This window comes from Pseudomonas sp. UM16 (genome assembly GCF_050312595.1).
In the GTDB taxonomy this organism is placed as follows: Bacteria; Pseudomonadota; Gammaproteobacteria; order Pseudomonadales; family Pseudomonadaceae; genus Aquipseudomonas.
This window is the reverse complement of sequence record NZ_JBNPJT010000015.1, coordinates 81,229-107,980: the sequence shown is the minus strand read 5'-3', so window position 1 is coordinate 107,980 and position 26,752 is coordinate 81,229. Positions and strand designations below refer to the sequence as shown.

Genomic DNA, 26,752 nt, shown 5'->3' with positions numbered 1-26,752 from the left:
CGGTGACGGGCCCTAGCGGGCGTCCAGGCCCATTTGCCAGAATTCGGCTTCCAGGCGCGACGCCTGGCCGAACAGCTTGGCCAGTTCCTCGAAACGGCGTTCAGTCATCGCCCGTGAAGCCAGGTCGTCCAGGTGCGCGCGCGCTGCGTTGGCTACGCCCTGATAGCCTTCACCGGCATATTCACCGATCCAGTCGCGATACGGATGATCAGCGAGTGCGTCGATGCCATCAGGTGTCAGGTTGCGGCCGATTTCGGCGTAACCAATCACGCAGGGCGCCAAGGCCACGTGCAGATCGAGCAAATCACCCGCCGCCCCACAGTCCAGAACAAAGCGGGTGTAGGCAACCGTCGCTTGATGTTCCGGTGTGGCGGCCAGGTCCTCAGGCGACAATCCCCAGCGTTGGCACAGGCGCACATGCAGCTCGGTTTCATCGAGGATCGCCGCCAATCCCGCTTGCGCCGCACGAATATCGGCGAGTGTGCGGCTCTTGTAAGCCGCCAGGGCCCAGGAGCGAGCGAACTGGATCAGGAACAGGTAATCCTGCACCAGGTACTTGCGAAACGCCGGCTGGGCGAGGGTGCCCGCGCCCATCTGGCGGACGAAATCGTGGTCGACGTAGCTGTTCCAGTCAGCCGCAGCGGCTTGTCTGAGGCGATCAAAGATATCCATGGCTTAACCCTTTATGTCGTAGGCGGCGTCGAAGAAGGCATGCTCGAGTGCTACGGCGCGTTGGAAAAAGTCGCTGCTGATCTGCGCCTGCGCGGGTCCCACACGGTCCAGTTCGGTGCGCAGGAAGGCAACGAAGCGTTGGAAGTCCGGGTTGTCGTGCAGGGTGATCCATTCAGCATGCTCAAAGCGCGGTGGCAATTGCTTCGGCGCGCGCAAGGCCCAGTCCAGGTACAAGCCCTCGGCAACGTTGAGCACCGCCAGCGCCGCTGCATAGGATCGGGTGGCGGCCGCCTCGCGCATGATGGCTTTGAAACCCGCGGTTGGCACTGAGTCGGGGGCTTCCAGGCGTTGTGCCTCGGTTACGCCAAGCGCTTCGAAGGCGCGCAGGAAATAGGTGTTCTCCTCACCGCAAATCACCCCGGTGAAACGCCCCAGGCGAATACGCGCCTCGAAGGTGTCGGCCGTGGCAATGGCCGCGCCGAGCAAGGTCAGGAAGGCATCGATGAAGCGGTGATCCTGGATCAGGTAATTGATCAGCACCGCATCGTCGAGGCTGCCGTCGAGCAGTTCATTGACGAAGCGGTGTTCGATTGATTGCGTCCAGCTTGGCTCGCTGGCGGCGCGAAGGGTATCGGTGAAGCGTTCGGCCATGGTGCTGTCCTCAAAGATGGCGACAGCGAGACCGGGTAATTCAGACATCGGCGGCCTCGCAGTGAGACCGGCAAAAAGGCAGGTTGGCAATCCCCATCCCTTCGCCGGCATGATCCGGATCAGGTTCGAAGGGTCACCGCGCTGCAGGTGCTAGCGGTTTCTCAGCCCGTTGCCGGGCTCCCCTTGGTGGCCGAATCTATACAGCAACTGGGCTGGATTGTCACGTTGAGGGCTAGTGAATACTGGAAGCCAACTCAAAGATCGGCATGTACATGAGAATCACGATAAAGCCGATCAGCAAGCCGATGAAGGTCATCAGCAAAGGCTCGAACAGGCGCACGAACCACTCGATCCAGCGGCTGATTTCTTCGTCGTAGAAGTCAGCGCTGCGCTCCATCATCTGCCCTAGGTTGCCCGACTGTTCACCGGCACGCAGCAAGCGCAACGACACCGGGGTCACCAACTGCCCAGCTTCCAGCGCCGCTGACAACGACAGCCCTTCACGAACGCGCTCACACGCATGCTCAAGACGCTGCTTGGCGGCCACACCGAGCAGGCCGCGGGCCATTTCCATGGCCGTAAGGATCGGAATGCCGCCTTGCAGCAGAATGCCCAGCGAGCGATAGAAACGCGCAAGTTCGTACATCACCAGGCGCCGATGCAGGGCCGGCAGGCGCTCCAGTTGACGGTGCAACCAGCGCCGCACGCGCGGGTCGCGACGCAACACGAACAGACTGCCCATGAGCCCGAGAAAGCCCAGGCCCAGCGGCGCCTGGTGGGCATGCAAAAACATCCCGGCTTGCATCAGCCAGCGCGAAAGCCATGGCAGTTCGGTGCCCAGGCCCTCAAACACGAGGCTGAACCGTGGCACCACATAGCCAAGCAGAAACAGTACAACGCCGCCGCCGACCAGCAACAACAACAACGGGTAGATCGAGGCACTGACGATCTTTTGCCGCACTTCGTCCATGCGTTTGCGGTAGGCAACGTAGCGGCCCAGGGCGTCGCCGAGGGCGCCGGTTTTTTCGCTCGATTGCACCAGGGCGATGTACAGCGGCGGGAACACACTGGGCAATTGGCCCAAGGCCTGGGAGAAGGATTTGCCTTCATAAAGCAGACGCACCAGTTCACCGAGGGTTTTACGCGCCTGCGGTGCTGCTTCTTTTTCGGCCAGGCTTTCCAGGGCATCAATCAGCGCCAGCCCGGCATTGAGCAGGGTGGTCAGCTCCTGGCTGAACAACACCAGGTCGAAGGTTTCGCGGCGACTCCAGCGTAACTTGGCAAAATGCTTGCAGTTACGCACGCTGACCACCCGCAAGCCTTGCTGCTCGGCCTGCAAGCGCGCTTGTCCGGCGTCCTGGGCGTCCAGCGTGAGCAATACCACCCCGGTTTTCCCCAATGCCTTGAGCTCATAGCGCATGTGCTGATCCTCCGCTTACTGCCAACTGGTGACCTCGGCGTTCTCGCCTTCACCACCGGGTTGGCCGTCTTTGCCCATGGAGAGCAGGTCGTACTCGCCGTTTTCTCCGGGTTGGCGGTAGATGTAGTTACGGCCCCACGGGTCTTGGGGGACTTTCTTTTGCAGGTAAGGCCCCGACCAGCGGGTCTCGTCGCTGGGGGCGGCAACCAGCGCCTGCAGCCCTTGCTCGGAATTGGGGTAATGCCCCACCTCCAGGCGATAGAGGTCCAGGGCCTTGCTCAAACCTTCAATCTGCGCCCGCGCCACCTTGGCCTCCGAGCGGCCCAACTGACTGAAGTACTTGGGCGCAACGATGCCCGCCAACAAACCCAGTACCACCAACACCACCAGCAGTTCGAGCAGGGTGAATCCCCGTTGTGTGCGATTTTTTTTGTTCATACCAAGGCCCTCCATCGTGCGCCTGCAAGGCTTCATGCAATTGCCGTGCGCGTCTGCGCCGAGCCTTTGCACCATGGGCCCGGCAAGGCGGCACAGTGCTTGCGTCAGTAGCCCAAAGCCTCGGCAATCGGGGCATATCCCCCACTTTTCGGGGAACGCAACGGGGAGGGCGCAATCATGCACTGGCTCACTGCGGGAATTGTTGTCTGGCTGAGTTTGACCGACCCGGTCCTGGCCGATGTGTACATTTCGATCAAGGCTGATGGCGGCTATGTCCTGTCCAACGTCCACCGTCCTGGTCGCAAGTACGAACGGGTGGTCAGCGAGCCCGGAGCTAGCCTGGCCAGCAGCGGCCAGGCGCAACTGATCACCGGTATGCCTTATGCCGAGTTGGTGGCGGCGGCCGCCGAAGCCAACGACCTGCCACCAGCGTTGCTGCATGCCGTGATCCAGGCCGAATCGCGCTACAACCCCAATGCCCGTTCGGCCAGTGGTGCCGTTGGCTTGATGCAGCTGATGCCTGACACCGCGCGCGAGCTGGGGGTCAAAAATTCCTTGGACCCAGCTTCGAACATCAAGGGTGGGGCACGCTACCTCAAACGCATGCTCACCCTGTTCGACAATGACATTACGTTGGCCGTCGCGGCCTATAACGCTGGGCCTGATGCGGTGATGCGTCGTGGGCGGGTGGTGCCGCCGTATGCCGAGACCCAGCGTTATGTGCCGAAAGTGTTGCGCCAGTACCGGCGGTTACAGGGCTTGGCGATGGATGCGCCGTTATGACGGCGTCTGGGCAGCGTCCCCTAAATGTGGGGAATAGCGGGGGAAAACCCCCAATTGAGATTCATTCAGTAGTCCAACTAGTTGAAAAATAACAATAAAAAACTATGGCATGAGGCTTGCTCAAGCCTTTCCAGAGTCCACTTGCACCACCCGAGGCACGCCATGATGACTCCGATCAAAGGCTCCGTCCTGACTTCTCTGCTGCTCACCGCCGTCACCTTTGGCTGGCAAACAGAAAGCGAAGCTGCCGTGCGCTGCGAGCGCAATCTGGTGGCCAACGTGGTGGCGCTTGACCAGCCACTGATGTTCAACCGCCTCGGCGCGCAGAACGCCAACGGCATGATGTTCGCTTTGCGCCGCGACGTGGTCGACGAACACCAGGTGTCGCTGGACAACGGTGGCGCGGCAGTACCTGGCAAGGTCACCCTGCGACCAGACAAGCGTCCGCGGCCGATCGTTCTGCGGGTGGCAGCGGGAGACTGCCTGACCATCAACCTGCAGAACCTCTTGGCCTACCAGGCCAACCCGAACAAGCACGGTCTCGATCACGAAGAAGAAAATGAAGGCGAAGAGAACGAAGCCGAAGAAAACGAAGGCGCCGAGGGCAATGAGCAGGGCGCTGAACACGGCTTTGTTGCTGACGAACAGGTCACCGACCGCCACATAGGCTTCCAGGTCAACGGCATGCAGGCGGTCAACGGCATTGGCGACATCGCCGCCAACACCGGGCGCAACGGCAACTTCTTGATCGCTCCGGGTGCCAGCCGCACCTATACCTTGTATGCCGAACGCGAAGGTGCGTTTGCCGCGACCAGCCAGGGTGCCACCTTCGGCGGCGAGGGCGCTGCCGGCAATGTCGCCAACGGCCTGTTCGGCCAGGTGGTGGTATTGCCAAAAAATGCCCGTACCTACCGCAATACCCTGACCGAAGAAGAAATGCGCCTGAGCACCACCGGTCGCGCGCCGACCGGCCAGCCGATCGTCGATTACCAGGCTCGCTACCCACAGCGCGAACCATGGATCCGTGAAGGCAAGTCCGGCTCGCCAATCATCGCCATGGTGGATGGTAATGAGATCATCTCCAGCGAAACCGATGCAGTGGTCATGGGGCCGAATGCCGATGGCAGCTTCCCGCCCTCGACCTACCCCCTGGAAAGTATCGGCAAACGCAACCCGGCGATCCCCAATCGGCTGGAGCCGTTTCGCGACTTCGCCGCGCAGTTCACCGATGAAGCGGCCGCCACCCAAGCCTTCCCCGGTTATTGGGCAGACCCGGTAATGGGGCATGTGCTGGAACCGACCCGCGACTCGTTCATGATCAATTACGGCTCTGGCGGTATGGGCGCTGAAGTAGTGGCCAATCGCCTGGGCGTCGGCCCGATGCATGACTGCCTGTCGTGTGCCTACGAAGAATTCTTCCTCAGTTCGCACACCGTCGGTGACGTCGCGATGCTCGTGGACGTGCCCGCTAACGTCGGCCTGGAGAACATCCGCCCGGGCGAGCAACCCAAGGCCGAGCAGATTGGCGTCAAGGCCACCATGGCCCTGTTTCCATCCGAACCGGCCAACGTCAACCACAGCTACATTGGCGACTTCGTTAAATTCCGCAACACCCATAACGGCCATGAACAGCATATCTTCCACCTGCACGGTCACCAGTGGCTGTTCAACCCCAATGACGACAACTCTGACTACGTCGATGCCCAAGGCATCGGCCCCGGTGTTGGCTACACCTATGAAATCGCCCACGGTGGTTCAGGCAACCGCAACCGGGTAGCAGGCGACGCCATCTATCACTGCCACTTCTACCCGCACTTTGCCCAAGGCATGTGGAGCATGTGGCGGGTGCATGACGTATTTGAAGAGGGCACCCGCCTGGAAGTCTCTGCGCAAGGTGCCGATGGCTACCACAGCGAGCCGTTTGCCCTGCGCAGCGGCAAGCCAGCGTCAGGCGCTCGGGCCTTGCCAGACGGCGAAATTATCGCTGGTACGCCGATTCCTGCCATTGTTCCGCTGCCTGGCAAGGCCATGGCTCCTATGCCGGGCAAAGTTGCGGTGATACCGAAACTGGCTGAAACCCTGGTCGCCGAACAGGATGACGACGAGGATGAGGAAGAGGGCGATGACGACTCCGGGCATCATGATGCTGCCCCGCGGGCGGTCGGCTCACTGGTGCTGGTGGATCGCAGTGAATCCAACCGCAACGCCGATGGCAGCCTGAAAAACCCAGGCTATCCGTTCTGGATTGGCGGCATGGAAAGCACCGTTGGCCAACGTCCGCCTACGCCGCCACTGGATATGCTCGACCCGGCCAAGGCACAGGCGCTGAAAAACACCGGTGATGCCCTGTGGGCCAACCTTGACCCGGCCCAGGTTGGCGGCTGGGACGGTGGTTTGCCACGCCACGCACTGGACGGTATCTCGGCCGGTGGTGAAGTGGAGGTGACCACCACCGCACTGGATTTCACCAAGCAGATCACCAAGGCCAAGGCAGTATTCCTGCCAGAAGAGGGCACGGAAGTCGAGCAGGCGGCGATGAGCTTCCACGCCAAGCTCGAACACCCAAGCTATGCCGTGCTGCCCGGCAACCAGACGGTTGCGCGCAACTTTCGCACCAATGGCGCCGCCCCGACGGCTGGCGCACCGTACTTCGAACCGTGCATGGATGACCGCGCCAAACGCCTGACTCAGTCTTCCGGGGCGGGTGAATATGCCAGTGGCGAGCGTCTGGACGGCATGAGCTTCACCGGGTCGTCGACCTTTACTGCTGACCGTCCACGGATCTACAAGGGCGCCAACATTCAGTTCGATGCGGTGTACAACAAGGTGGGTTACCACTTCCCGCAGGCGCGCATCATTGCCCTCTGGGAAGATGCCTGGCCGGTGATCAACAAGCAGCGTCCACCAGAGCCACTGGTGATGCGCATGAACACCTTCGACTGCACCATGTACCAGCACACCAACCTGATTCCATCGTTCTACGAGATGGATGACTACCAAGTGCGCACCCCGACCGATGTCATCGGCCAACATATTCACCTGCCTAAATGGGACCTGACCGCAGCCGATGGCTCGGCCAATGGCTGGAACTATGAAGACGGTATTCTCTCGCCCGGCACCGTGGTTGAACGTATTCTTGCCATCCGTGAGTACAACAAATGCAGCAGCGGCGACCCGCGCGAAGGCAGCGCCGAATGTCCGGTAGCCAAGGAGCATCCGTTCTTCGGGCGCTATGGGCGCGCCGACTGGCTGGGCGCGCGTACCGCCATGCAGCGCTGGTTCGCCGACCCGGTGGTTAACGTCCACAACGTCGACCGTGGCCTGGGCACCATCTTTACCCACGACCATCTCGGCCCATCGACGCACCAGCAGCTGGGGTTGTACGCCACCGTGCTGGCCGAGCCTGCCGGGTCCACCTGGTATCACGCCGAAACCGGTGAACAGCTGTACAACACCGCGCTGCGCGAAGACGGCGGTCCGACCTCCTGGCAGGCGGTGATCAAGACCGGCGACCTCGACAATGACGGCCGTAATGACAGCTACCGGGAGTTCTTCCTCGAGTACAGCGACTTCCAGCATGCCTACGAGGCTGGGGTGTATGTCGGCGCTGGCCCTGACGGTGTGCCCAATGCCCAGGCCTTCCCGGCAACCGCTGACAGTTTCCGCTACGCCATTAACCCGCCCGTGCGGCAGAAGGCCTCGAACCTGCTCGAAGCGGTGGTTGAGTCGCGTGGCGGTCTGAATCCAGGTTGCCCGTCACGGCCGTGCCCGCAGGCGATCTCGGTGGATGACCCTGGCATGTTCGTCGTCAACTACCGTAACGAGCCACTGGCGTTGCGGGTCTATGACCCGAACAAAGTCGCCCCGGACGGCAAGCGCGGCATGCAGGCCGATGGCCTGGGTGGCGACCTCGCATTCGCCATGCAAAGCCGTACCGACCGTGCTATTGCGGCGATGAACCTGTCGCCCGCCGCGATCACTTCGGCTGTCGGCCCAACCGGCGGCACCACGTTGTTCCCGCCGCACATTAACAAGGCGGGCGCCGAACCTGGGGACCCATTCACCCCGATGCTGCGCACCTACTCGGGTGACAACGTGCGTCTGCGCATGCATGCCGGCGGTCATGAAGAGGAACACAACGTGACCCTGCATGGTGTGAAATGGCTGCAGAACGGCTCGGGCTACGGCAACAGCTCCAACTCGGGCTGGAAAGCTTCGCAGATGGTCGGCATCTCCGAGCAACTGGGCTTTATGGCGCCAGTGTCGATGATCTCCAGTTCTTCGGCACCCAACGGCGACTACCTGTACTCGCTCGATGCCGCCCATGAAGGTTACTGGAACGGTATCTGGGGGGTGATGCGCAACTACACCGCCAGCCGCAGCGACCTGTTCGCCTTGCCCAACAACCCGTTGCCCATGGCCGCGCGCAACACCGTGGCGTTCGACGGTATCTGCCCGCGCTACACCACCAACGCCAACGGGATTGGCACCCGGCCAACCGTGCAGCGCAGCTATGAAGTGGTCGCCGCGCTGGCCAACGACATCCTCGGCAATCCATTGGGGGTGAGCATCAACGATCCTGGTGGCGTTGGTCAGCACGTAGGTGGCCCGTTGAAAGCCAATGGCGGTACGCTGGTCTACAACAGTCGGCGTACCAGTATTCCCCAGGTCACCGTGACCGATCCGGAAGATGGCGAGACTTTCACCATCGGCGGACATAGCGGACCGCTGCATGATCCGACCGCGATCCTCTACGTGCGCAAAGCTGACCTTGATCCGGTCACCGGCAAACTCAAGCCTGGCGTGCCGATCGAGCCGCTGGTACTGCGTGCCGCTGCCGGCGAGTGCCTGAAGGTCACCCTGGAAAACCGCCTGCCGCTGGTCATGCCGGACCTGCCCAGCACTGCCGTTATGCAGAACGTGGTCAAGCGTGACCGTCAGGGCAGCGAAGGCTCCACGGCCTTCAACAACAACTTGATGCGACCCTCCAGCCACGTTGGCCTGCATACCCAGCTGTTGGCCTACGACATCACTAAGTCCGACGGCGTCAACGTCGGCCAGAACCCGGTGCAAACCGTACCGCCGCGTACCGGCAGCAGCGGTGCCTACCCGAACAAGGTGTTTCAGTACTATGCCGGGCACCTGGAGCGTGAAGGCAAACCGGTCATGCAAATGGGCCGTTCAGTGGACAACATCAACACTACCGCCATTGAGTTCGGAGGGCTCAACATCACCCCGGCCGACGTCATCAAGCAGGGCCAGAAAGGACTGATCGGTGGTATGAGCATCCTGCCGCAGACCGCGACCTGGACCGAAGACAGCGCCAGCCGTGCCTCAGCCACCGTGCAAGTGCCCGGGCAGCCGGCCTACCGCGACTTTGCCACCTTGTGGCAACGGGCCCTGAACATGCGCTGGGCTGATGGCCGGCCGGTGGAAGGCATTGCCACTGAAGGCAACGGCGTGCCGGGCGATCCGAAAGACAACTCGAACATGGCCATCAACTACAAGACCGAGCCACTGTGGTTCCGCTTTGGCCTGGCCCCGGATGCGCCATTCGGGCATGCCGATGGCAATGGCTGGGCGGATGTTCCCAATGCCCACATGGCCTACAGCAACGCCCTGGTCGGCAGCGACCCGCAAACCCCTGTGCTGTGGGCCAAACCGGGTCAACCGTTCCGAAACCACATCCTGATGCCTACCGGTGGCAGCCGTGGCATTACCTATCAGCTCGATGGGCACCTGTGGCCACTGCACAACTACCAGGCCGAAAAGTCCGACATCGGCGGCTACCCACTGAATCTGCCGGGTATCGGTTCGGTTCGCTTTGGCTACAACCCGCAGGCGATGTTCATCGGCGCCCAGGAAAGCGTGCTGCCGGCCGCACACTTCAGCTTCATGGTGCCCAGTGCCGGGGGCAGCAACGCCATACCGGGTGACTACCTGTTCCGCGACTACGCTGCTTACGGCAACGCTTCGGGACTGTGGGGGATTTTGCGGGTAACGGAAGAAGCACCACCGACTACAGCGCCAGCACAGTGACAGGGAGAGGAAGAGGTCATGAATAAGAAAAATAGACCGTTGTACCTGGGCCTGATGGCAGGTTTGACCCTGATGGGCGTGGGTATCAGCTATGAAAGCTTGTGGTGCGACCCACGCAGCGAGCTGGCGCAGGCCCAGGCTCAGAGTGATCCGCAGGCACTGCGCCGACTCAGCCGCGACGGTGTCACTGTCGAGTTTGAGGCGCGGCCGCTGGGCAGCGATGGGGTGCTGACCGAGGGCGCGTTTGCCAGCGTGCGCTTCAACGTCACCGATCAGAACAGTGGCCAGCCATTGTCGGGCATTGCACCCGGCGCCTGGCTGGACAAGGCGTTGACCGGGGACGCGGCCAAGGATCGCAACAAAAGCTGCAAGGCACGGGTGGCGCTGTTTCTGAAAAGCAGTATCGGGGCGCGGCCGTTACTCGACCTCAACAGCTATTTCCTGCTGGTGCTGAACAAAGACGCCAGCCTGACCGTGATCGACCCGTCGGTCTCGGTTGGCGGCGTGACCAGCACCCTGGCGCGTATCGAACTACCTGGCGTGCCCATGGACTGGGCGGCCAGCAACGACGACAAGCAGGTGTTCGTGTCGATCCCCGAGCGCGATGAAGTGGCATTGATAGACACCGAAACCTTCCAGCGCGTGGGCAGTATCGCCGCTGGTAAGCAGCCGCTGCGCGTGGCCTTGCAGCCTGACCAACGCCTGCTGTGGGTCGGCAATAACTCAACCGACCCTGCACGCAGTGGCGTCACGGTGATTGATGTGACCAGCCGCAAGAACATGAAGTTCTTTGCCACCGGTACCGGCCATCACGAAATCGCCTTCAGTGCCGACTCGCAGTATGCCTTTGTCAGCAATCGCGACAGCGGCACGTTGAGCGTGATCGATGCCAGCGAGATGCGCCTGGTCAAGACCCTGAAGGTCGGTCCGCATCCGTTGTCGGTGGCCTATTCGGCGCTGTCACAGGCCGTGTATGTGGCCGATGGCCGCGACGGCAGCATCAGCGTGATCGATGCCCGCAACCATACCCTGCGCCATCGCATAGAGGGTCAACAAGGGCTGGGGCCGATGCGCTTTAGCAGTGACGGGCGCTTCGGCATCGTTCTCAACACCCTGGAGAGCCAGGCGCTGGTGATCGACGCCAGCACCGACCGGTTGATTCACACGTTGCCGGTGTCCGCCGAACCCTATCAGCTGACCTTCACCAAAGCCTATGCCTATATTCGTGGCCTGGCTTCGCCGAAGGTCACCATGGTCAACTTGAGCAGCCTTGGCGAGGGCCGCCAGCCCATTGTCCAGGGCTTCGAAGCAGGCCCGGCGGCACCACGCCAGGCGGGAGATCTGCCGTTGGCTCAAGGCCTGGCGGTGGCGCGCGATGAGAACTCGGTGTTTGTCGTCAACCCGGTAGACAACACGACTTACTTCTACGCCGAGGGCATGAACGCACCGATGTCCGGTTACGCCAACCGCGGCCACAATGCCCGTGCCGCCCTGGTCATTGACCGCAGCCTGCGCGAAGTAGCGCCGGGCGTGTACAGCTCGACCATCAAACTGCCGGCAGCTGGCACCTTCGATGTCGCCTTCATGCTCAACCAGCCGCAGATCATCCACTGCTTCAGTACCGAAGTGGCTGCTTCGCCGACAGCGCCTCACCGGCAGACGCCGCAGGTCGAGTTTTTGCTCGAACCCACCGTAGTCGTGCAGGGCAGCCCGTTCACGGCGCGTTTTCGCATCGTCGAAGGTAATGGCGCCCCGCGCAACGGCATCAAGGACTTGAGTGTGCGTTATTTCCTCGCCCCCTCATCAAGGGCCCGTGACAGCCGCGTCCATGAAGTCGGTGAGGGCGTCTACGAAGCACCATTGGAGCTGGCAGAAGCCGGCGCCTGGTACCTGCATGTACAGGCGCCGTCATTGGGCAGCGCCTTTGCCGAAAAGAACTACACCAGCCTGCGGGTACTGCCTGCCGCGGCTCAACAAGCGTCCGACTCGGGTTCAAGGAGTGTGCGATGAAAATGCTTGATCGCTGCAGACTGTTCAGCCTCTGCCTGTTGGCCGCCGGTTGTGGCGTTGCCCAGGCCCACGGTGGTGTGGATCACAGCGGCCAGGGCGACCACAATGGCCATGTTCCACCCGCCGCTCATCACGAAAAGGCCTCCGTGCGTTTCGCTGATGTGCAGTTGCTGGACCAGAACGGTATGCCGGTACGCCTGGAGAAGGACCTGGTGAGCGATCGCCTGGTGGTCATGGGTTTTATCTACACCAGCTGTACCACCGTGTGCCCGGTGGTGTCGTCGATCATGGCCAAGGTGCAAAAACAATTGGGCGGACGGGTTGGCGAGGAGGTGCAGCTGGTGTCAATCAGCGTCGACCCACAACGCGATGACTCCAAGCGCTTGCAAGATTACGCCAAGGCTTTTCAGGTTGGGCCGGGCTGGAGCTGGCTGACCGGTACACCCTATGCCGTCAATGAAACCCTCAAAGGCCTGGGCAGCTTCAGTGCCAACATCAGCGAGCATCCGCCGTTGATCCTGGTGGGTGATGGCCGCAGTGGCAAATGGACGCGCTTCTATGGCTTTACCGATCCGGCGCTGCTGGTCACCGAGATCGACCGCCTCAGTGCTCGTCGCGTGCATGCCAAACACACCGCTATCGCTCAGGAGGTGCAACCATGAGCGCTGCCACTGCAAGCCGTTCAGGGATGCGCGGGGTGGACTGGCTGTCGCTGATGGTCTGCCTGTGGATCCTCAGCTCGGTGGCGTTTGCCCATGAAGGGCACGCTCCGCAAGGCAGCCCAAGTGCCAGCGACAGCGCCGTTACACCGACCGCTGGCACCCATGATGCTCAGACCTACTTCACCGACAGCCTGGTGCAGGACCAGAACGGTCGCACCCTGCGGTTCTACAGTGATGTGCTCAAGGATCGGGTGGTGTTGCTCAATGTCATCTTTACCCACTGCAACGATGCCTGCCCGCTGATTACCCGCAAGCTGCGCGAGGTGCGCGAAGCCATGGGCGAGGAGGCTGCCAGCAAGGTGACCTTCATTTCCTTGAGCAGCGACCCGACCAACGACACGCCGCAAGTGCTCAAGGCATTTGCGCAAAAGCAGGGGGTGGACGGGCCCAACTGGCTGTTCCTGACCGGTGACAAGGCGCAGATGGACCTGGTGCTGATGCGCCTTGGGCACCTGATCCCCAGCCCCGAACAGCATTCAACCCAACTGATCGCCGGAGACGTGGCCAACAAACGCTGGAACAAGATTCGCCCTGATGCACCGCCAATGGCAATCGCTCAACGCCTGCAATTGCTCTCGCAACCTTTGGCCGGACGTTGAACATCATGACCACAACGCTGCGGTCTCTGGCCTTGCTGCTGATGTTCGTCGCCAGCAATTTGGCCTTGGCCCTGGAGCTAAGCCCGGCGGAAATGGCAGGCAAACGCCTGTACCGCGAGGGTGTGTCGAGCAGCGACGCGCAAGTGTCGGCGCGGGTCGGTGCAGCCGATATGCTGGTGCCGGCCAGTGTCGTGCCCTGTGGCAGTTGCCATGGTGCCGATGGCCTGGGGCGCGCCGAGAGTGGCGTGCGTCCGCCACCATTGAGCTGGCAACGCCTGGCGCTCGGCCAGGGGTTGCGCAGCGTCAATGGCCGGGCGTATCCGGCGTACACCGAGGCGAGTTTGGCTCGGGCGATTCAAGAGGGCCGCGACCCTGCCGGCCATCGCCTGGACCCGGCCATGCCACGCTTTGTGTTGAGCATGGCTGACCAGCGTAACCTCACCGCCTACCTCAAACGCTTGGCCGATGACCGCGATCCGGGAGTGGAGGAGCAGACCTTGCGCCTGGGCACGTTACTGCCTGGCGAGGGTGCGTTGGCGGCGTCGGCACGAGTGGTGGCGGCGGTGCTAAAAGACCGCATCGAGCAACTCAATCAGCAAGGTGGCATTCACGGGCGAAGGTTGCAGTTGATCAGCATCGACCCTGGGCCTGATCAGGCCAGTGCCGAACAAGCCCTCACACAGTTGCTGGAACAGGAGCAGGTGTTCGCCTTGGTCTCACCGCTGGTACCGGCGCTGGAGCCGGTGCTGGCGAGCCGCCTGGAGCGGGCGCGGGTGCCCTTGATCGGCAGCGCACCGGCCTTGACCAGTAGCGTGCAGATCTTCGACCCCTTGCCGGGGCTGGATGAGCAACTCTTGAGTCTGGCCGATTACGCCCAGACCACGTTGGCACAACAACAGGTGGGCACGCGGATTGTGTATGCCGATCCCGCTCAGGCCAGTATGGCCCAGCACCTTGAACAGCAACTGCAACGTCGTGGCTGGCGTGAGGTCAAGGCCCAAGCCCTGACTGACCAGGCACCCGAGGGGCAGGCTATTTTCTTTCTCGGCCAGGCCGACGGTTTCGGCCGGTTGACCACCCAGCTACAGCAAAGTGGCCGCACGCCGTACCTGTTTGCCAGTGCCAATCAGGTCTCCAGCCAATTGCCGCAAGTGCCTGCGGCCTGGTCGCGGCGGGTCTTTCTGGCTTATCCCTTTGTTCCAGGGGACTGGACTTCCAGTGGGCGTCAGGCACTGATGGAAATGCGAGCACGCCAAGGCCTGGACGGCCGCCAGGGGGTGCTGCAGGTTAGCACCTGGTGTGCGATGCAATTGCTGGGCGATGCCCTCAAGCGTGCCGGACGAGATGCCAGCCGCGAAAAGCTGATCCAGGCACTGGAAGGTTTGCACGATGTGCAGACCGGCCTGACGCCGCCGTTGAGTTTTGGCCCGGGTCGCCGGCAAGGGTTGGCCGGGGCTCATGTGGTAACCCTGGAAATGCCCGGCCCGGTGTTCTATCCGGTGGCGGCCTATCGCCCTGTCGCGCAGGAGAACCTGCCATGAAGCTGCTCTGCCTGTTGTTGTGTCTATTGGCCCTGCCGCTGCAGGCGCAGGAAGGGCCGCCCGTGGCCCTGGTCAATGGTGTACCCATCAGCCAGCTGCGTCTGGAGCGTTATTTCGCCGACTATCTGCAGGCTCAGGGCCGGGCCCTGACCAGTATTCGCAACCCCAGTATGTACAAGCACTTGCGCGACCAGGCACTCAATGACTTGATCGACAAGGAGTTGCTCTGGCAAGAGGCGCAGCGTCAGGGGATCAAGGTCAGTGACAGTGAGGTAAGCGCACAAATAGACCAACTACGCCAGGCGATGGGCACAGCGAAGCCCTTTGAGCAGCGCCTGGCCGATGCTGGCTTTGATGCCAACAGCTTTGCTGACTACACCCGTCATGAGTTGGCCGCGCAGCAGGTGTTCCTGCAGGCCTCCCAGGTCCCGGAACCGGGCCCGGAACACGTTCGGGCGTTTTACATAGCCAATCAGCAATCTTTGCAGCAGGCGCAGAACCAAATCACCGATACCTCAGTCGAACCTGAGCAGGGATTGAGTCTGGCCAAACGTTTGCTGGTCGATCAGCAACAGACGCAGGCGCGCCAAACCTTGCTACAGCGTCTGCGTGACGCCGGGCAGGTGCAACGACTTGACTGACGACTGATCTGCCCCCCAATGTTGGGGACACCAGTAGGGGCAAAACGCCAGCCGGTCCCCGGGATTGGGGGAGGGGCCAAGGCCCATTTGCGTCTACTCTTAAAGAATCAACGACATAGCACAGCAAAATGCGCCGTCTCAGGTCTGGCACGAAGCATGCGTAAGCCTCTACAAGGCCGCACTTCGGCAGACCGGGAAACCGGGCCTGTAATGCTTCAGGGAGTCGACCTTGGTTAATACAGTATTGGTAGTCGATGACGAACAGACCCTTGCCGGCAATATCCAGGCTTACCTGGATGCGCAAGGCCTGAACGTCCATGTGGCCTACGACGGGGCCAGTGCCATCGGTGAAGCCGAACGCACCCAACCTGACGTGATAGTGCTCGATTTCCGCTTGCCCGACATGGAGGGGTTTCAGGTACTGGAGACTGTGCGCAAGAGCAGGAACTGTCATTTCGTGCTGATCACTGCCCATCCGACCGCTGAGGTTCGTGAGCGGGCCAGTCAACTGGGTGTCAGTCATATCCTGTTCAAGCCTTTTCCGCTGGCGGAACTGGCCCGTGCAGTCAACGACCTGATGGGCATCAAGCGCGAAGCCAGGAGCGAAGGCAACACGGACACAGGGTTCGTCGAACGACGCCAGAGCAGGAGTGACAATTTTCCCCTGCAGCTGTTCGACGGTAGTTGGGTTCTGGCAGATCGCCGACGTAATGGCGTGAGGCCCCAGAATCCAGACGACGACCAACTGCTCACCGGGGAATAACGCGCGAGCAGACCTGACCATGGCTTGCCGCGCCCCGCGCTGGAGAGCAAGTCATGGAAACCGCGTCGCTCGCTGTTGTCACCACCCAGGCTGGAGCCGTTGCCCCCCTAGGTCGTGAGTTGCTGACTCAGGCCCGTGCCGTCGCCGAACAGAGCGCCGAACGTCTCCTCGATACCCTGCAGCGCCTGAGTGGTCAGAGCCCTGCCGATTTTGTCGCGCGCTTGGGCGTCACCCTGCATTACCCTGTGCTGGACAGCCACGCGCTGTTCGCCGCTACGCCGCGGTTTGAGCGGGTCAGTCTGGCGCAGTGCCTGAAGCGTGAATTTCTCTTCCTCGAACACGACGGTCAAGCCTTGGGCGTGTTTGCCGATCCTTTTGATACGGCACGTCTGGCCTGGATCGACGAGTGCCTGCAAGGCGCGCCGTTGTATCTGGTCGGCGCTGCTGACCTTGCTGGATTTCTGGCCCGCCACGAAGAAAGCTTTCATGCCGTTGACTCGCTGGACAACGAAAGCGAAGCGGTCAATGAACTCGACACCCTGCAGAGTTTGTCGCTGGCCAGCATCAGCGAAGACCAGAGCCGGGTGGTCAAGCTGGTCAACTCGACCCTCTATGACGCCCTGAAAATGCACGCCAGTGACATCCACCTGGGCGTCACCGGCAATGGCTTGGTGATCAAATACCGCATCGATGGCGTGCTCAACAGCATCAGCAAAGTCAGTGGCAGCGAGTTCGCCGAGCAGGTGATCTCGCGGATCAAGGTCATGGCCGAGCTGGACATCGGTGAAAAGCGCGTGCCGCAGGACGGTCGTTTCAAGATCGGCATCAGCGCCCGCCAGATCGACTTTCGCGTGTCGATCATGCCGAGCATCTTCGGTGAGGATGCGGTGCTGCGGGTACTCGACAAGCAGGACCTGGCCGATCGCGTCAGCGGCGTGCAACTGCAGGCCCTGGGGTTCGAGGAGCACACCCTGCGCAGCCTGCGCCGCCTGGCCAACGAACCGTACGGCATGATTCTGGTTACCGGGCCGACCGGCAGCGGCAAGACCACCACCCTTTACGCCATGATCAGCGAGATCAACCACGGCGTGGACAAGATCGTCACCATCGAAGACCCGGTTGAATACCAGTTGCCGGGGGTGCTGCAGATTCCGGTCAACGAGAAAAAAGGCCTGACGTTCGCCCGCGGCCTGCGCTCGATCCTGCGCCACGACCCGGACAAGATCATGGTTGGCGAGATCCGCGACCCCGATACCGCCCAGATTGCCGTGCAGTCGGCCCTGACCGGGCACCTGGTATTCACCACCATCCACGCCAACAACGTCTTCGATGTGATCGGCCGCTTCAGCCAGATGCAGGTCGACCCCTACAGCTTTGTTTCCGCCCTTAACGCGGTGCTGGCGCAACGCTTGATTCGTCTGGTGTGCCCGCACTGCGCCAGCCCCCACCAGCCCAGCGAGGAAGAACTCAGCCTTTCCGGCCTGGTAGCGGGGCAGGTGGCTGAGTATCACTTTGTTCACGCCAGTGGTTGCGGCCAGTGCCGGGGCAGTGGTTACCGCGGACGCACAGCGATCGCCGAGTTGCTGCACTTGGACGACGAACTGCGGCAGATGATCGTCGAACGTCGGCCCCTGGCCCAGATCAGGGCGTTGGCCTGCCAACGCGGCTTGCGCCTGTTGCGCAGCTCGGCACTGGAACTGGTGCGCGATGGCCGGACCACCCTGGAGGAGATCAATCGTGTCACATTTGTCGCCTGATCGTTTTATCGCCGTGCTCGGCGCCCAGGGTGTTGGTGTTTGCCAGCGCCAAGGACAGCAACAACACTGGCTGGGCAGCCTGGGCTTTATTGCCGAGCGCAGCCAGGCCGCGAACCTGGCCCTGGACACGCTGCACAGCCTGCTGGCTGAACAGCGCTGCAAGGGCGCCGAGCTGCAACTGTTGTTGTCGGCGCACTACTGTCGCTTCTGCCTGGTGCCTTGGAGCGCAGCGATCAGCCGCCCCGATGAGCTGCACCACTATGCCCGGGCCTGCTTCGAAGCTCACTATGGCCAGAGCCTGGAAGGCTGGCGCCTGGTGGTTTCGCCCGAGGCCGCCGGGGCTGCTCGGATCGCCACAGCGGTGCCGGAAGCGCTGCTGCAACGCCTGCATGAGCACTGCCGCGACCTCGGCTTGCGCCTGCGCTCGGTGCGCCCGTACTTGATGGCCGCCTACAACCGCTTTGCCGAACAACTGGGGCAAAGCGACTTCCTCTTCGTCCTCGCCGAGCCACAACGCACGGTTTGCCTGCTGGCACAGAATGGCGTCTGGCGGCAGGTCAGTGCCCAGGGCAGCGGTGACAGTGACGCCGCCCTGCAAGCACTGATTGCCCGTCAGTGCGAACTCAACAGCCATGAACGCACGCTGCCGGTGTTCCTTCACGCGCCGGGCCGGCTGGAGCAGCCTCCGGTCATCGATGGCGTGCACGTGTGCGAACTGGACGGTGAAGCAGCCGACGTACTGTGCCACATGACCCGGGCGGTGGCCTGAAATGCGCCGCCTGGAGCTGGACTTTCAGCCACGGCGCACAGCCGTTGCGGCCTGGGTCTTGGTGGCGCTGGGCGCCAGCCTGTTGGCAGGGGCAATTGTCGTTAGCCAAGGTTTCGAGCAGCAGCAGGCGGCACTTGATCAGCAACTGGAAAGCGTCGAGCGGCAACTGGGCAAGCGCCCGGCACACAGCACGTCACTGACCCCGGCGCAGAGCCGCGAACAAACCGAAAAACTGGCGCAGATGCGCAGCGTTTCACAGCAACTGCAGCGGCCCTGGGAGCGCCTGTTCGACATGCTTGAAGCGTTGCCCCAGGACGACGTCGCGCTGCTGACCCTGACCCCCGATGCACGTAAGGGGCAAGTTCGGATCAGCGCCGAAGCCCGTGACCTGGAAGCCATGCTCAGTTTCCACAAACGCCTGGAAGCCAGTGGCGAGCTGCGCGATGTGTCGTTGCTCAACCACGAAATCATGGCCAAGCAGGCCGAGCATCCGGTGCAGTTCAACCTGTCGGCGACCTGGGAGATCGGCAATGCCCATCCATAGCCTGATTGTCCATGAGCGTGTCCGCCAACTGGGCGTGGTTGGCCTGGTCGGTGCTGCCTTGGTGCTGCTGACCCTGCTGTATGGCGTGGCAGTGGTGCTGCCGCACTGGCAGCAGTTGCAACAACAGCAACTGCGCAGCGAGCAAGCGCTGGCACAGCTGCAGCAACTCAAACGCGGTGAGCTGAAACTGCCGCAGGTGCCTCAGCGTGAGCTGGAAGACTTCCACAAACAACTACCGGCCCAGCCGCAGGCCACCGTGGCTATCGACCGTATCTATAGCCTGGCCAAAGCCGAGCGCATCAGCCTGGCGCGCGGCGAATATGCCCTGGGGGTCGATCCGAAGACCCAACTGGCGCGCTATCAGATCCTCTTGCCAGTACGGGGCAGCTACCCGCAGATCCGCCGCTTCGTGCACGCCTTGCTCGGTCAGTTGCCGGCCCTGGTGCTGGAAGACGTCGACCTGCAACGCAAGAAGATCGGCGACAGCGAGCTGACCGGTCGCCTGCGTATGACCCTTTACCTGTCGAGGTCATGATGAACACTCAACGCCGCTTGGCCTGGCTGGCCTTTCTCGGATCCGCTGCAGTGCTGGCGTGGGCCCCGGGTTACTTCTTCGCCGATCCGGTCGCCGACAGCGAGGCCGTGGTTGGTGTCGCCAACAAGGCCACAGTCGCTGCCAGCGAAGCAGGCGCCCAGGGGGCCAAACCGGAAGCGCTCAAACTACGCAACCTGTTTCCGAGCAAGAGCTGGAAGCCGGCCGCACAGATGGCCACGGTGACTGAACAACCGGTTGTCGTCGCGCCCGTAGCAGCCCCCACTGCACCGGCGCTGCCGTTCCAGTTCGTTGGCCGCCTGCATGATCGCGACGATCAGCAGGTGTTTCTGCAAAGCGGTGAAAAGCTCTACGTCGTACGTCGCGGCGATGTCATTGATGACCTTTATCGGATCGAGCAAATCTCCGCCACGGAGCTGAGCCTGGTCTACCTGCCGTTGCACCTGTCCCAGACTTTGTCTGTAGGGAGCGCACCATGATTTCGTCCAGGCACTGCAACAAGGCGCCATTTCTGCTGCTTGCACTGTGTGTGGCCCTGGCGGGCTGCGGTACCAGTGGCGTACGCAAGGATGGCCAGGCGTTGATCGCCGAGGGGCAGTACGAAGCGGGAATTGCCTTGCTCGAGGAATCACTCAAGGAAAATCCACGCGACACCGAGCTGAACATTGCCGTGATCCAGGGCCGTCGTCAGGCCGTTGAAGCCTTGTTGAGCCAGGCTGACAGCGACCGCAGTCGCCACGACTTCGCGGGTGCAAGCATGGGCTACGGCCGGGTGCTGACCCTGGAACCGAATAACCGCAGGGCGCAGGAAGCGGTGCGCCAGCTTGAACAGATCCACAACCTTGACGAACGCATCACCCTCGGCCAGGCGGCGCTGCGTCGCGGTGACCTGTTCGCTGCCGAGCGGCACATGCGCGAAGTCCTCCAGCTCGACCCACAGAACGCTAAAGGCCTGACCCTGCGCAGTGACATCGAACGGGTGCAGAGCCGCACCGCTCAGCCCAACCCGCAACTGCGCACGAAAATGGAACGGCCGGTGACCCTGGAGTTTCGTGATGCCAACCTGAAAACCATCTTCGAGGTGCTGTCGCAGGTGGCCGGGCTCAACTTCATCTTCGACAAAGACCTGCGTCCAGACCTGAAGGCAACCATCTTCGTCAAGGACGTGCGCATTGAAGATGCCGTGGCGCTGCTGCTGGAGCAGAACCAGCTGCACCAGAAGGTGGTGAACGACAACACTCTGCTGATCTACCCGGACTCGCCGCAAAAGACCAAGGACTACCAGGAACTGGTCATGCGTACCTTTTACCTGACCAGCATCGACTCCAACACCGCGCTGAACCTGGTCAAGACCATGCTCAAGACCCGTGATGTGTTCGTCGATGAACGCCTCAACACCTTGACCATGCGTGATACCCCCGATGCGGTGCGCATGGCTGAAAAACTGCTGCAGTCCCAGGACCAGTCCAACCCGGAAGTGGTGCTGGAGGTTGAAGTGATGGAGATCGCGCGTTCGCGGATCCTCGAGCTTGGCCTGCAGTGGCCCAATACCTTCGGGGTGCTCAACGAAGATGGCAAAGCCGTAAGCACCCTCGATCAACTGCGTGGCATCGACTCCTCGCGCATCACCATCTCGCCCTCGCCGCAAGCCAAGATCAACGCCCAGGACAACGACATCAACACCCTGGCGAGCCCGGTGATCCGCGTCAGCAACCGCGAGCAGGCGCGCATCCATATTGGTCAGCGGGTGCCGATCGTCAGCGCTACGTCGGTGCCGTCGACCCAGGGGCCGGTGATCACCGAAAGCATCACTTACCTGGACGTCGGCCTTAAACTTGAAGTGACCCCGATTGTGCACCTGAACAACGAAGTGGCGATCAAGGTATCGCTGGAAGTCAGTAACGCCAAGCCACTGGAGCCGACACGCCAAGGCACCATCCCGGTTCAGGTCGACACCCGCAACGCTCAGACCAGCCTGCGTCTGCATGATGGCGAAACTCAGGTGCTGGCGGGGCTTGTGCGCAACGACGACGGCGCCAGCGGCAACAAGATCCCATTGCTGGGCGACATCCCCGGGTTAGGTCGGCTGTTTGGCAGCAACCGTAACGACAAGAGCCAGTCGGAACTGGTGCTGTCGATTACCCCGCGCATCGTGCGCAACCTGCCGTACCAGAGCCCATCGGACATGGAGTTCCCGTCGGGCACTGAAACCAGCATGCAGATCCGCAACCTCAATCGCACCATTGAGGTCAGCGACGAACAACCGATTGCCGCCGTGCCTACCGCCGTGAGGCCCTAAGCGATGAAACGCTCGATGGCAGGATTCAGCTTGATCGAGGTGATGTTGACCCTGGCGCTGCTCGGGTTGCTGGCCTCGATTGCCGCACCGCTGACCGAAACCCTGGTGCGCCGGGGCAAGGAACAGGAGCTGAAAACCGCGCTGTATCAGATTCGCGATGCCATCGACGCCTACAAACGCGCCTTCGACGCCGGCTACATCGAAAAATCGCTCAATGCCAGCGGCTACCCACCGAGCCTGCAGGTGCTGGTGGAAGGCGTGCGCGATGTGCGCAGCGCCAAAGGCGCCAAGTTCTACTTCCTGCGGCGCATTCCCCAAGACCCGCTGCTCAGCCGCAAGGCTGACGACGAAGGCGGATGGGGCCTGCGCGCCTACGACAGCTCGGCACAAAGCCCGCGCGAAGGTGAGGACGTCTTCGACGTCTACTCCAAAGCGTCGGGCAAGGGCCTCAACGGCATCGCCTACGGGCAGTGGTGACCAGTATGAAACGCAGCCAAGGTTTCACCCTGATCGAGTTGCTGGTGGTGATGGCAATCATCGCCACGCTGATGACCATCGCCATGCCGCGTTACTTCCAGAGCCTGGAAACGTCGCGTGAAGCCACCTTGCGCCAGAGCCTGGCGGTGATGCGTGAAGCCCTGGATCACTACTACGGCGACACCGGGCGCTATCCCGAGTCGCTGGAACAACTGGTTGAGCAACGTTACCTGCGCAGTGCGCCGCTGGACCCGATCACCGAGCGCCGTGACCAGTGGCAGGTGGTGGCACCGCCCGAAGGCGTCGCCGGGTCCGTGGCCGATATCAAGAGCGGTTCAACCGGGAGGGCGCGTGATGGCAGCTTATATGCCGAGTGGTAGCGCCGCCGAGGCGGGCTTCACCTACCTGGGGGTGCTGTTGCTGATTGCCGTAACAGGCATCGCCCTGGGTTCCACCGTCACCCTGTGGTCGACCCAGGCCCTGCGCGAGCGTGAGCGCGATTTGCTCTGGGTTGGCAGCCAGTATGCCCAGGCCTTGCGCAGCTACTACCGCAACTCGCCGGGCCTGGCGCAGTACCCAGAGACCCTGGAAGCACTGCTGGAAGACCCACGCTATCCCAACCTCAAGCGTCACTTGCGGCGTTTGTACCCGGACCCTATCACCGGCAGCGACGACTGGGGGCTGCTGCGCTCAATCGACGGGCGCATCACCGGGGTGTACAGCCGTTCCGACCTCACCCCGATGAAACAGACTGGGTTTGCCGCTCAATGGTCGGACTTTGAAGGCCTGCAGCATTACGCAGACTGGCAGTTCGTGGCTGAGAAGGATTTTGCTGAATCCGCTGCAAGCGGGCGCAATAGCTTGACCCAGGGAGCAGGGCAGTGAACCGCCGCCTGGCAACCTGCGCCCTGGCCCTGGTGCTGCTGGTCGGCACTGCCCGTGGCGGCGCCGAGGACGAGATGATGGGCTTTATCGTCGACAACACCATCTCGCACATCGGCCACGACTTCTATTACAGCTTCGCCGAGCGGCTGCGTGCCACCAGCCGCCTGGATTTCAACCTGGTGGTACGCGAACGACCCGACCCGCGCTGGGGCAGCCTGGTCACGGTCGAGTATGAGCAACGGGTGGTCTACCGGCGTTTCCTGCCACCCAACACCACAGAGCTGAAGGACGCCGCCTATGAAGCGGCTGACCTGGTCAAGGCGCAGATCATCCAGCGCAAGCTGCAGATGCTGCTGCAGGACACCACTGATCTTGAGAGGGATGAGCTATGAACAACAACAAGAACTGCCGCCTGGCCTCCCTGGTCCTGCTGACTGCCCTGTGCAGCCCGGCCGGTGCCACCGAACTGGTGTACACCCCGGTCAACCCGGCCTTTGGCGGCAACCCGCTCAACGGCACCTGGTTGCTCAACAACGCCCAGGCGCAGAACGACCATGATGATCCGGATGTAAAAGACCGTGCCTCGGCGTTCGCCAGTACCTCGGCGCTAGAGCGCTTTACCAGTCAGCTGGAATCGCGGCTGCTCTCACAACTGCTCAATAACATCAATAACGGCACCACCGGCAGCCTGCAGACAGATGCATTCATCATCAACGTGCTCGACGACTCTGGGGCGCTGACCATCCAGATCACCGATCGGGCAACCGGTGAAATTTCAGAAGTTCTGGTGAACGGCCTGAACCCTTAAGGGCCGGGCAATGGGGAGTGACAATCATGAAACGATTTCTGACCACACTGCTGATCCTCGCCGCCTTGCAAGGCTGCAGCCTGCGCGAACCGATGTCCGCCGAGCAGGACACTGAAAGCCCGACCCTGACTCCGCGTGCTTCGACCTATTATGACTTGCTCAACATGCCGCGGCCCAAAGGCCGATTGATGGCGGTGGTGTACGGATTTCGCGACCAGACCGGGCAATACAAACCAACCCCGGCCAGTTCGTTCTCCACCAGTGTCACCCAAGGGGCGGCCAGCATGCTGATGGATGCCTTGCAGGCCAGCGGCTGGTTCGTGGTGCTTGAACGTGAGGGCCTGCAGAACCTGCTGACCGAACGCAAGATCATCCGCGCATCGCAGAAAAAGCCGGACACGCCGGTGAACATTCAAGGTGAACTGCCACCGCTGCAGGCGGCCAACCTGATGCTCGAAGGCGGCATCATTGCCTACGACACCAACGTGCGCAGTGGCGGCGAAGGGGCACGCTACCTGGGCATCGATATCTCCCGTGAGTATCGGGTCGACCAGGTCTCGGTCAACCTGCGGGCGGTGGATGTGCGCAGTGGTCAGGTGCTGGCCAACGTTATGACCAGCAAGACCATTTACTCGGTTGGGCGCAGTGCCGGGGTATTCAAATTCATCGAGTTCAAGAAACTGCTGGAGGCCGAGGTCGGCTACACCACCAACGAACCGGCGCAGTTGTGTGTGCTGTCGGCCATCGAGTCAGCGGTGGGGCACCTGTTGGCGCAAGGCATCGAACGGCGCCTGTGGCAAGTGGCGGGGGATGGTAGCGGTGACAATGCGACTCTGGATAAGTACTTGAGTCAGTATCAAGCACCATGAGGGAGCAACTGACTTGATTGGCACCTTGTAGATACCGTCTTGCCCGGTGACGGGCAAGACGGTATCTACTACTCATTGCGGCGTCGAGCAGCCTTGTTCCTTGACGATCCGTTGGGTCGACGCCGGGTACTTGGCAAGCTTGGCCGCCGCCCGCGTCGGGCGCTTGACCAGCTCACCGCCGCAATTAGGGCACTGGCCCTTGAGTAGACGCTCATTGCAGCCCTTGCAAAAGGTGCACTCAAACGAGCAGATCAACGCGTCCGGGCTATCGCCGGGCAGGTCACAACCACAGCATTCACAGTTCGGGCGCAGTTCGAGCATGGTCAAATCTCGTTGGGACGATAAAGGTGAGCATGGCTGGCGCGGTACAGCGCCGACTCGGCAAAGCTGTCACTGGCCAACACCCGGCCGACCAGAATCAGTGCGGTACGCCGAAAACCCTTGGCCTGGACCTGCTCGACAATACCATCAAGGGTCGCGAGCACCCAATCCTGATCGGGCCATGTTGCTCGATGGACCACAGCGATCGGGCAATCACCGCCATAATTCGGGCGCAGTTCTGCGACGATTTTCTCCAGGTGTTTGACCCCCAGGTGAATCGCCAGGGTGCTGCGATGGCGAGCAAGGTCAGCCAATTTCTCGCCATCAGGCATCGGTGACTTGTCACCGTAGCGGGTGAGGATCACGGTCTGGGCAATGTCCGGCAAGGTCAGTTCGCAGCCGAGCAGGGCGGCGCTGGCGGCCACGGCGGTTACCCCGGGGACGATCTCATAGGGAATGCCCAGTTCGCGCAGGTAACGGATCTGCTCACCGATGGCACCGTACAGGCTCGGGTCGCCGCTATGCACTCGGGCCACATCCTGGCCCTGGTCGTGAGCATGCTTGATCGCCTCGATGATCTGCGCCAGATGCAGTTCGGCACTGTTGATGACGGTCTCGGCGCGATGGCCCTCAAGCACCGCAGTCGGCACCAGGGAGCCGGCATAGATGATCACCGGGCAGCGATGAATCAGGCGCTGACCTTTGACGGTGATCAACTCGGGATCGCCAGGGCCGGCGCCGATGAAATAGACGGTCATGCAAAGTCCTTGCGAAGAAAGCGCTGATTATCTGCCAGATTCTGCCGCCGTGGCCAACGCCAGGCTAGCCTCGGCACACAGCGTGCGAGTAATTTTCAGGTGGGCCGACCCCGTGAACTGTTCGGCCAACGCCAGGGCGGCGCTTTCGGCGACGCCGTAGCAACCGCTGTTTTGGTGGGCAACGGCTGAACGATGGCTCAAGTGCGGTTCAAAGGGGGCCAGTTGTGCAGCACTGAAGAACAGCAACGGGACGTTGAGCTGCCGCGCCAAGTGTTGCAGCCCAGGCTCGTCGCGCTTGAGATCGATACTGGCAAGGCCCGCCACTGCCGTGAGCGGCAAGTCGTGGGCCTTGAGAGCTTGCTCCAACAGGTTGCCCAGGGTTTGACCTGGGCAACCGCGTCGGCAACCGAGGCCGACAAACAACGGCATGGAC

At 61.9% G+C, this 26,752-nt stretch carries 27 protein-coding genes and 1 riboswitch; of the genes, 20 read left to right on the top strand and 7 right to left on the bottom strand.

Translation table 11 applies throughout. From position 1 onward, the window contains the following. Positions 1-12: 12 nt before the first annotated feature. The 4 genes from ACQRAX_RS18800 to gspG form a co-directional block, all read right to left on the bottom strand. On the bottom strand, positions 13-672 hold the full coding sequence (locus ACQRAX_RS18800) for a TenA family protein (RefSeq protein ID WP_412040899.1): 660 nt from the start codon (positions 670-672) through the stop codon (positions 13-15). 3 nt (positions 673-675) lie between these two features. Beyond that, on the bottom strand, positions 676-1,323 hold the full coding sequence (locus ACQRAX_RS18795; protein ID WP_412040943.1) for a TenA family protein: 648 nt from the start codon (positions 1,321-1,323) through the stop codon (positions 676-678). Positions 1,324-1,402: 79 nt separating this feature from the next. Next, positions 1,403-1,517: riboswitch (TPP riboswitch) on the bottom strand. 38 nt (positions 1,518-1,555) lie between these two features. After that, positions 1,556-2,743: a type II secretion system F family protein gene (locus ACQRAX_RS18790; protein ID WP_412040898.1), complete on the bottom strand. Its 1,188-nt coding sequence runs from the start codon at positions 2,741-2,743 to the stop codon at positions 1,556-1,558. A 15-nt stretch (positions 2,744-2,758) separates the two neighbouring features. Then, positions 2,759-3,181, bottom strand: coding sequence for a type II secretion system major pseudopilin GspG (gene gspG / locus ACQRAX_RS18785; RefSeq protein WP_412040897.1), 423 nt, complete (start codon positions 3,179-3,181; stop codon positions 2,759-2,761). Between the two features lie 177 nt (positions 3,182-3,358). Here gspG and ACQRAX_RS18780 point away from each other — a divergent pair, with 177 nt between their 5' ends. From ACQRAX_RS18780 to ACQRAX_RS18685, 20 genes are all read left to right on the top strand, one after another. Then, positions 3,359-3,964 (top strand): lytic transglycosylase domain-containing protein, encoded by a 606-nt coding sequence (locus tag ACQRAX_RS18780; RefSeq protein WP_412040896.1) that lies wholly within the window; start codon positions 3,359-3,361, stop codon positions 3,962-3,964. A 162-nt stretch (positions 3,965-4,126) separates the two neighbouring features. After that, positions 4,127-10,003, top strand: a complete 5,877-nt coding sequence (gene mnxG / locus ACQRAX_RS18775) for a manganese-oxidizing multicopper oxidase MnxG (RefSeq protein ID WP_412040895.1) — start codon at positions 4,127-4,129, stop codon at positions 10,001-10,003. Positions 10,004-10,021: 18 nt separating this feature from the next. Continuing rightward, positions 10,022-12,013 carry a cytochrome D1 gene (locus tag ACQRAX_RS18770; protein WP_412040894.1) on the top strand — a complete coding sequence of 664 codons (1,992 nt, stop codon included), beginning with the start codon at positions 10,022-10,024 and terminating at the stop codon, positions 12,011-12,013. 2 nt (positions 12,014-12,015) lie between these two features. Beyond that, positions 12,016-12,675, top strand: a complete 660-nt coding sequence (locus ACQRAX_RS18765) for an SCO family protein (protein ID WP_412040942.1) — start codon at positions 12,016-12,018, stop codon at positions 12,673-12,675. Next, positions 12,672-13,334, top strand: a complete 663-nt coding sequence (locus ACQRAX_RS18760) for an SCO family protein (protein WP_412040893.1) — start codon at positions 12,672-12,674, stop codon at positions 13,332-13,334. The genes ACQRAX_RS18765 and ACQRAX_RS18760 overlap by 4 nt, the downstream gene beginning before the upstream one ends. 5 nt (positions 13,335-13,339) lie before the next feature. Next, positions 13,340-14,875 carry an ABC transporter substrate-binding protein gene (locus ACQRAX_RS18755; RefSeq protein WP_412040892.1) on the top strand — a complete coding sequence of 512 codons (1,536 nt, stop codon included), beginning with the start codon at positions 13,340-13,342 and terminating at the stop codon, positions 14,873-14,875. Beyond that, positions 14,872-15,516: a SurA N-terminal domain-containing protein gene (locus ACQRAX_RS18750; protein ID WP_412040891.1), complete on the top strand. Its 645-nt coding sequence runs from the start codon at positions 14,872-14,874 to the stop codon at positions 15,514-15,516. The genes ACQRAX_RS18755 and ACQRAX_RS18750 overlap by 4 nt, the downstream gene beginning before the upstream one ends. A gap of 229 nt (positions 15,517-15,745) precedes the next feature. Then, positions 15,746-16,279 (top strand): response regulator, encoded by a 534-nt coding sequence (locus ACQRAX_RS18745; RefSeq protein ID WP_412040890.1) that lies wholly within the window; start codon positions 15,746-15,748, stop codon positions 16,277-16,279. 53 nt (positions 16,280-16,332) lie between these two features. After that, positions 16,333-18,036, top strand: a complete 1,704-nt coding sequence (locus tag ACQRAX_RS18740) for a GspE/PulE family protein (RefSeq protein ID WP_412040889.1) — start codon at positions 16,333-16,335, stop codon at positions 18,034-18,036. Continuing rightward, positions 18,017-18,805: a hypothetical protein gene (locus ACQRAX_RS18735; protein WP_412040888.1), complete on the top strand. Its 789-nt coding sequence runs from the start codon at positions 18,017-18,019 to the stop codon at positions 18,803-18,805. The genes ACQRAX_RS18740 and ACQRAX_RS18735 overlap by 20 nt, the downstream gene beginning before the upstream one ends. A gap of 1 nt (position 18,806) precedes the next feature. Beyond that, the gene (locus ACQRAX_RS18730; protein WP_412040887.1) at positions 18,807-19,349 is read left to right on the top strand and encodes a PilN domain-containing protein; all 543 of its coding nucleotides are present in this window, start codon (positions 18,807-18,809) and stop codon (positions 19,347-19,349) included. Next, a complete protein-coding gene (gene pilO / locus ACQRAX_RS18725) occupies positions 19,336-19,884 on the top strand; it encodes a type 4a pilus biogenesis protein PilO (protein WP_412040886.1) in 549 nt (182 codons plus the stop codon). Before ACQRAX_RS18730 ends, pilO begins: the two co-directional genes overlap by 14 nt. Further along, positions 19,884-20,381 (top strand): hypothetical protein, encoded by a 498-nt coding sequence (locus ACQRAX_RS18720; protein ID WP_412040885.1) that lies wholly within the window; start codon positions 19,884-19,886, stop codon positions 20,379-20,381. Before pilO ends, ACQRAX_RS18720 begins: the two co-directional genes overlap by 1 nt. Then, positions 20,378-22,201 (top strand): secretin N-terminal domain-containing protein, encoded by a 1,824-nt coding sequence (locus tag ACQRAX_RS18715; RefSeq protein WP_412040884.1) that lies wholly within the window; start codon positions 20,378-20,380, stop codon positions 22,199-22,201. The genes ACQRAX_RS18720 and ACQRAX_RS18715 overlap by 4 nt, the downstream gene beginning before the upstream one ends. Before the next feature lie 3 nt (positions 22,202-22,204). Beyond that, positions 22,205-22,678, top strand: a complete 474-nt coding sequence (locus ACQRAX_RS18710) for a type II secretion system protein (protein WP_412040883.1) — start codon at positions 22,205-22,207, stop codon at positions 22,676-22,678. A 5-nt stretch (positions 22,679-22,683) separates the two neighbouring features. Beyond that, a complete protein-coding gene (locus ACQRAX_RS18705; protein ID WP_412040882.1) occupies positions 22,684-23,058 on the top strand; it encodes a type II secretion system protein in 375 nt (124 codons plus the stop codon). Next, on the top strand, positions 23,033-23,563 hold the full coding sequence (locus ACQRAX_RS18700) for a type II secretion system protein (RefSeq protein ID WP_412040881.1): 531 nt from the start codon (positions 23,033-23,035) through the stop codon (positions 23,561-23,563). Before ACQRAX_RS18705 ends, ACQRAX_RS18700 begins: the two co-directional genes overlap by 26 nt. 8 nt (positions 23,564-23,571) lie before the next feature. Then, on the top strand, positions 23,572-23,955 hold the full coding sequence (csgE, locus tag ACQRAX_RS18695) for a curli production assembly/transport protein CsgE (protein ID WP_412040941.1): 384 nt from the start codon (positions 23,572-23,574) through the stop codon (positions 23,953-23,955). Then, positions 23,952-24,371 carry a curli assembly protein CsgF gene (locus tag ACQRAX_RS18690; RefSeq protein WP_412040880.1) on the top strand — a complete coding sequence of 140 codons (420 nt, stop codon included), beginning with the start codon at positions 23,952-23,954 and terminating at the stop codon, positions 24,369-24,371. Before csgE ends, ACQRAX_RS18690 begins: the two co-directional genes overlap by 4 nt. Before the next feature lie 26 nt (positions 24,372-24,397). Then, entirely contained in the window at positions 24,398-25,240 is an 843-nt protein-coding gene (locus tag ACQRAX_RS18685; protein ID WP_412040879.1) for a CsgG/HfaB family protein, read from the top strand. Positions 25,241-25,312: 72 nt separating this feature from the next. On the opposite strand, the gene ACQRAX_RS18680 is transcribed toward ACQRAX_RS18685, so the two are convergent. From ACQRAX_RS18680 to ACQRAX_RS18670, 3 genes are read right to left on the bottom strand one after another with little or no spacing between them, the layout of a single operon-like run. Beyond that, complete coding sequence (locus ACQRAX_RS18680; RefSeq protein WP_412040878.1) at positions 25,313-25,561, bottom strand: DUF1272 domain-containing protein; 249 nt, start codon at positions 25,559-25,561, stop codon at positions 25,313-25,315. Between the two features lie 2 nt (positions 25,562-25,563). Then, positions 25,564-26,319: a precorrin-4 C(11)-methyltransferase gene (gene cobM, locus ACQRAX_RS18675; protein ID WP_412040877.1), complete on the bottom strand. Its 756-nt coding sequence runs from the start codon at positions 26,317-26,319 to the stop codon at positions 25,564-25,566. Positions 26,320-26,346: 27 nt separating this feature from the next. Further along, on the bottom strand, positions 26,347-26,748 hold the full coding sequence (locus ACQRAX_RS18670) for a cobalamin biosynthesis protein (protein ID WP_412040876.1): 402 nt from the start codon (positions 26,746-26,748) through the stop codon (positions 26,347-26,349). Positions 26,749-26,752: the final 4 nt, after the last annotated feature.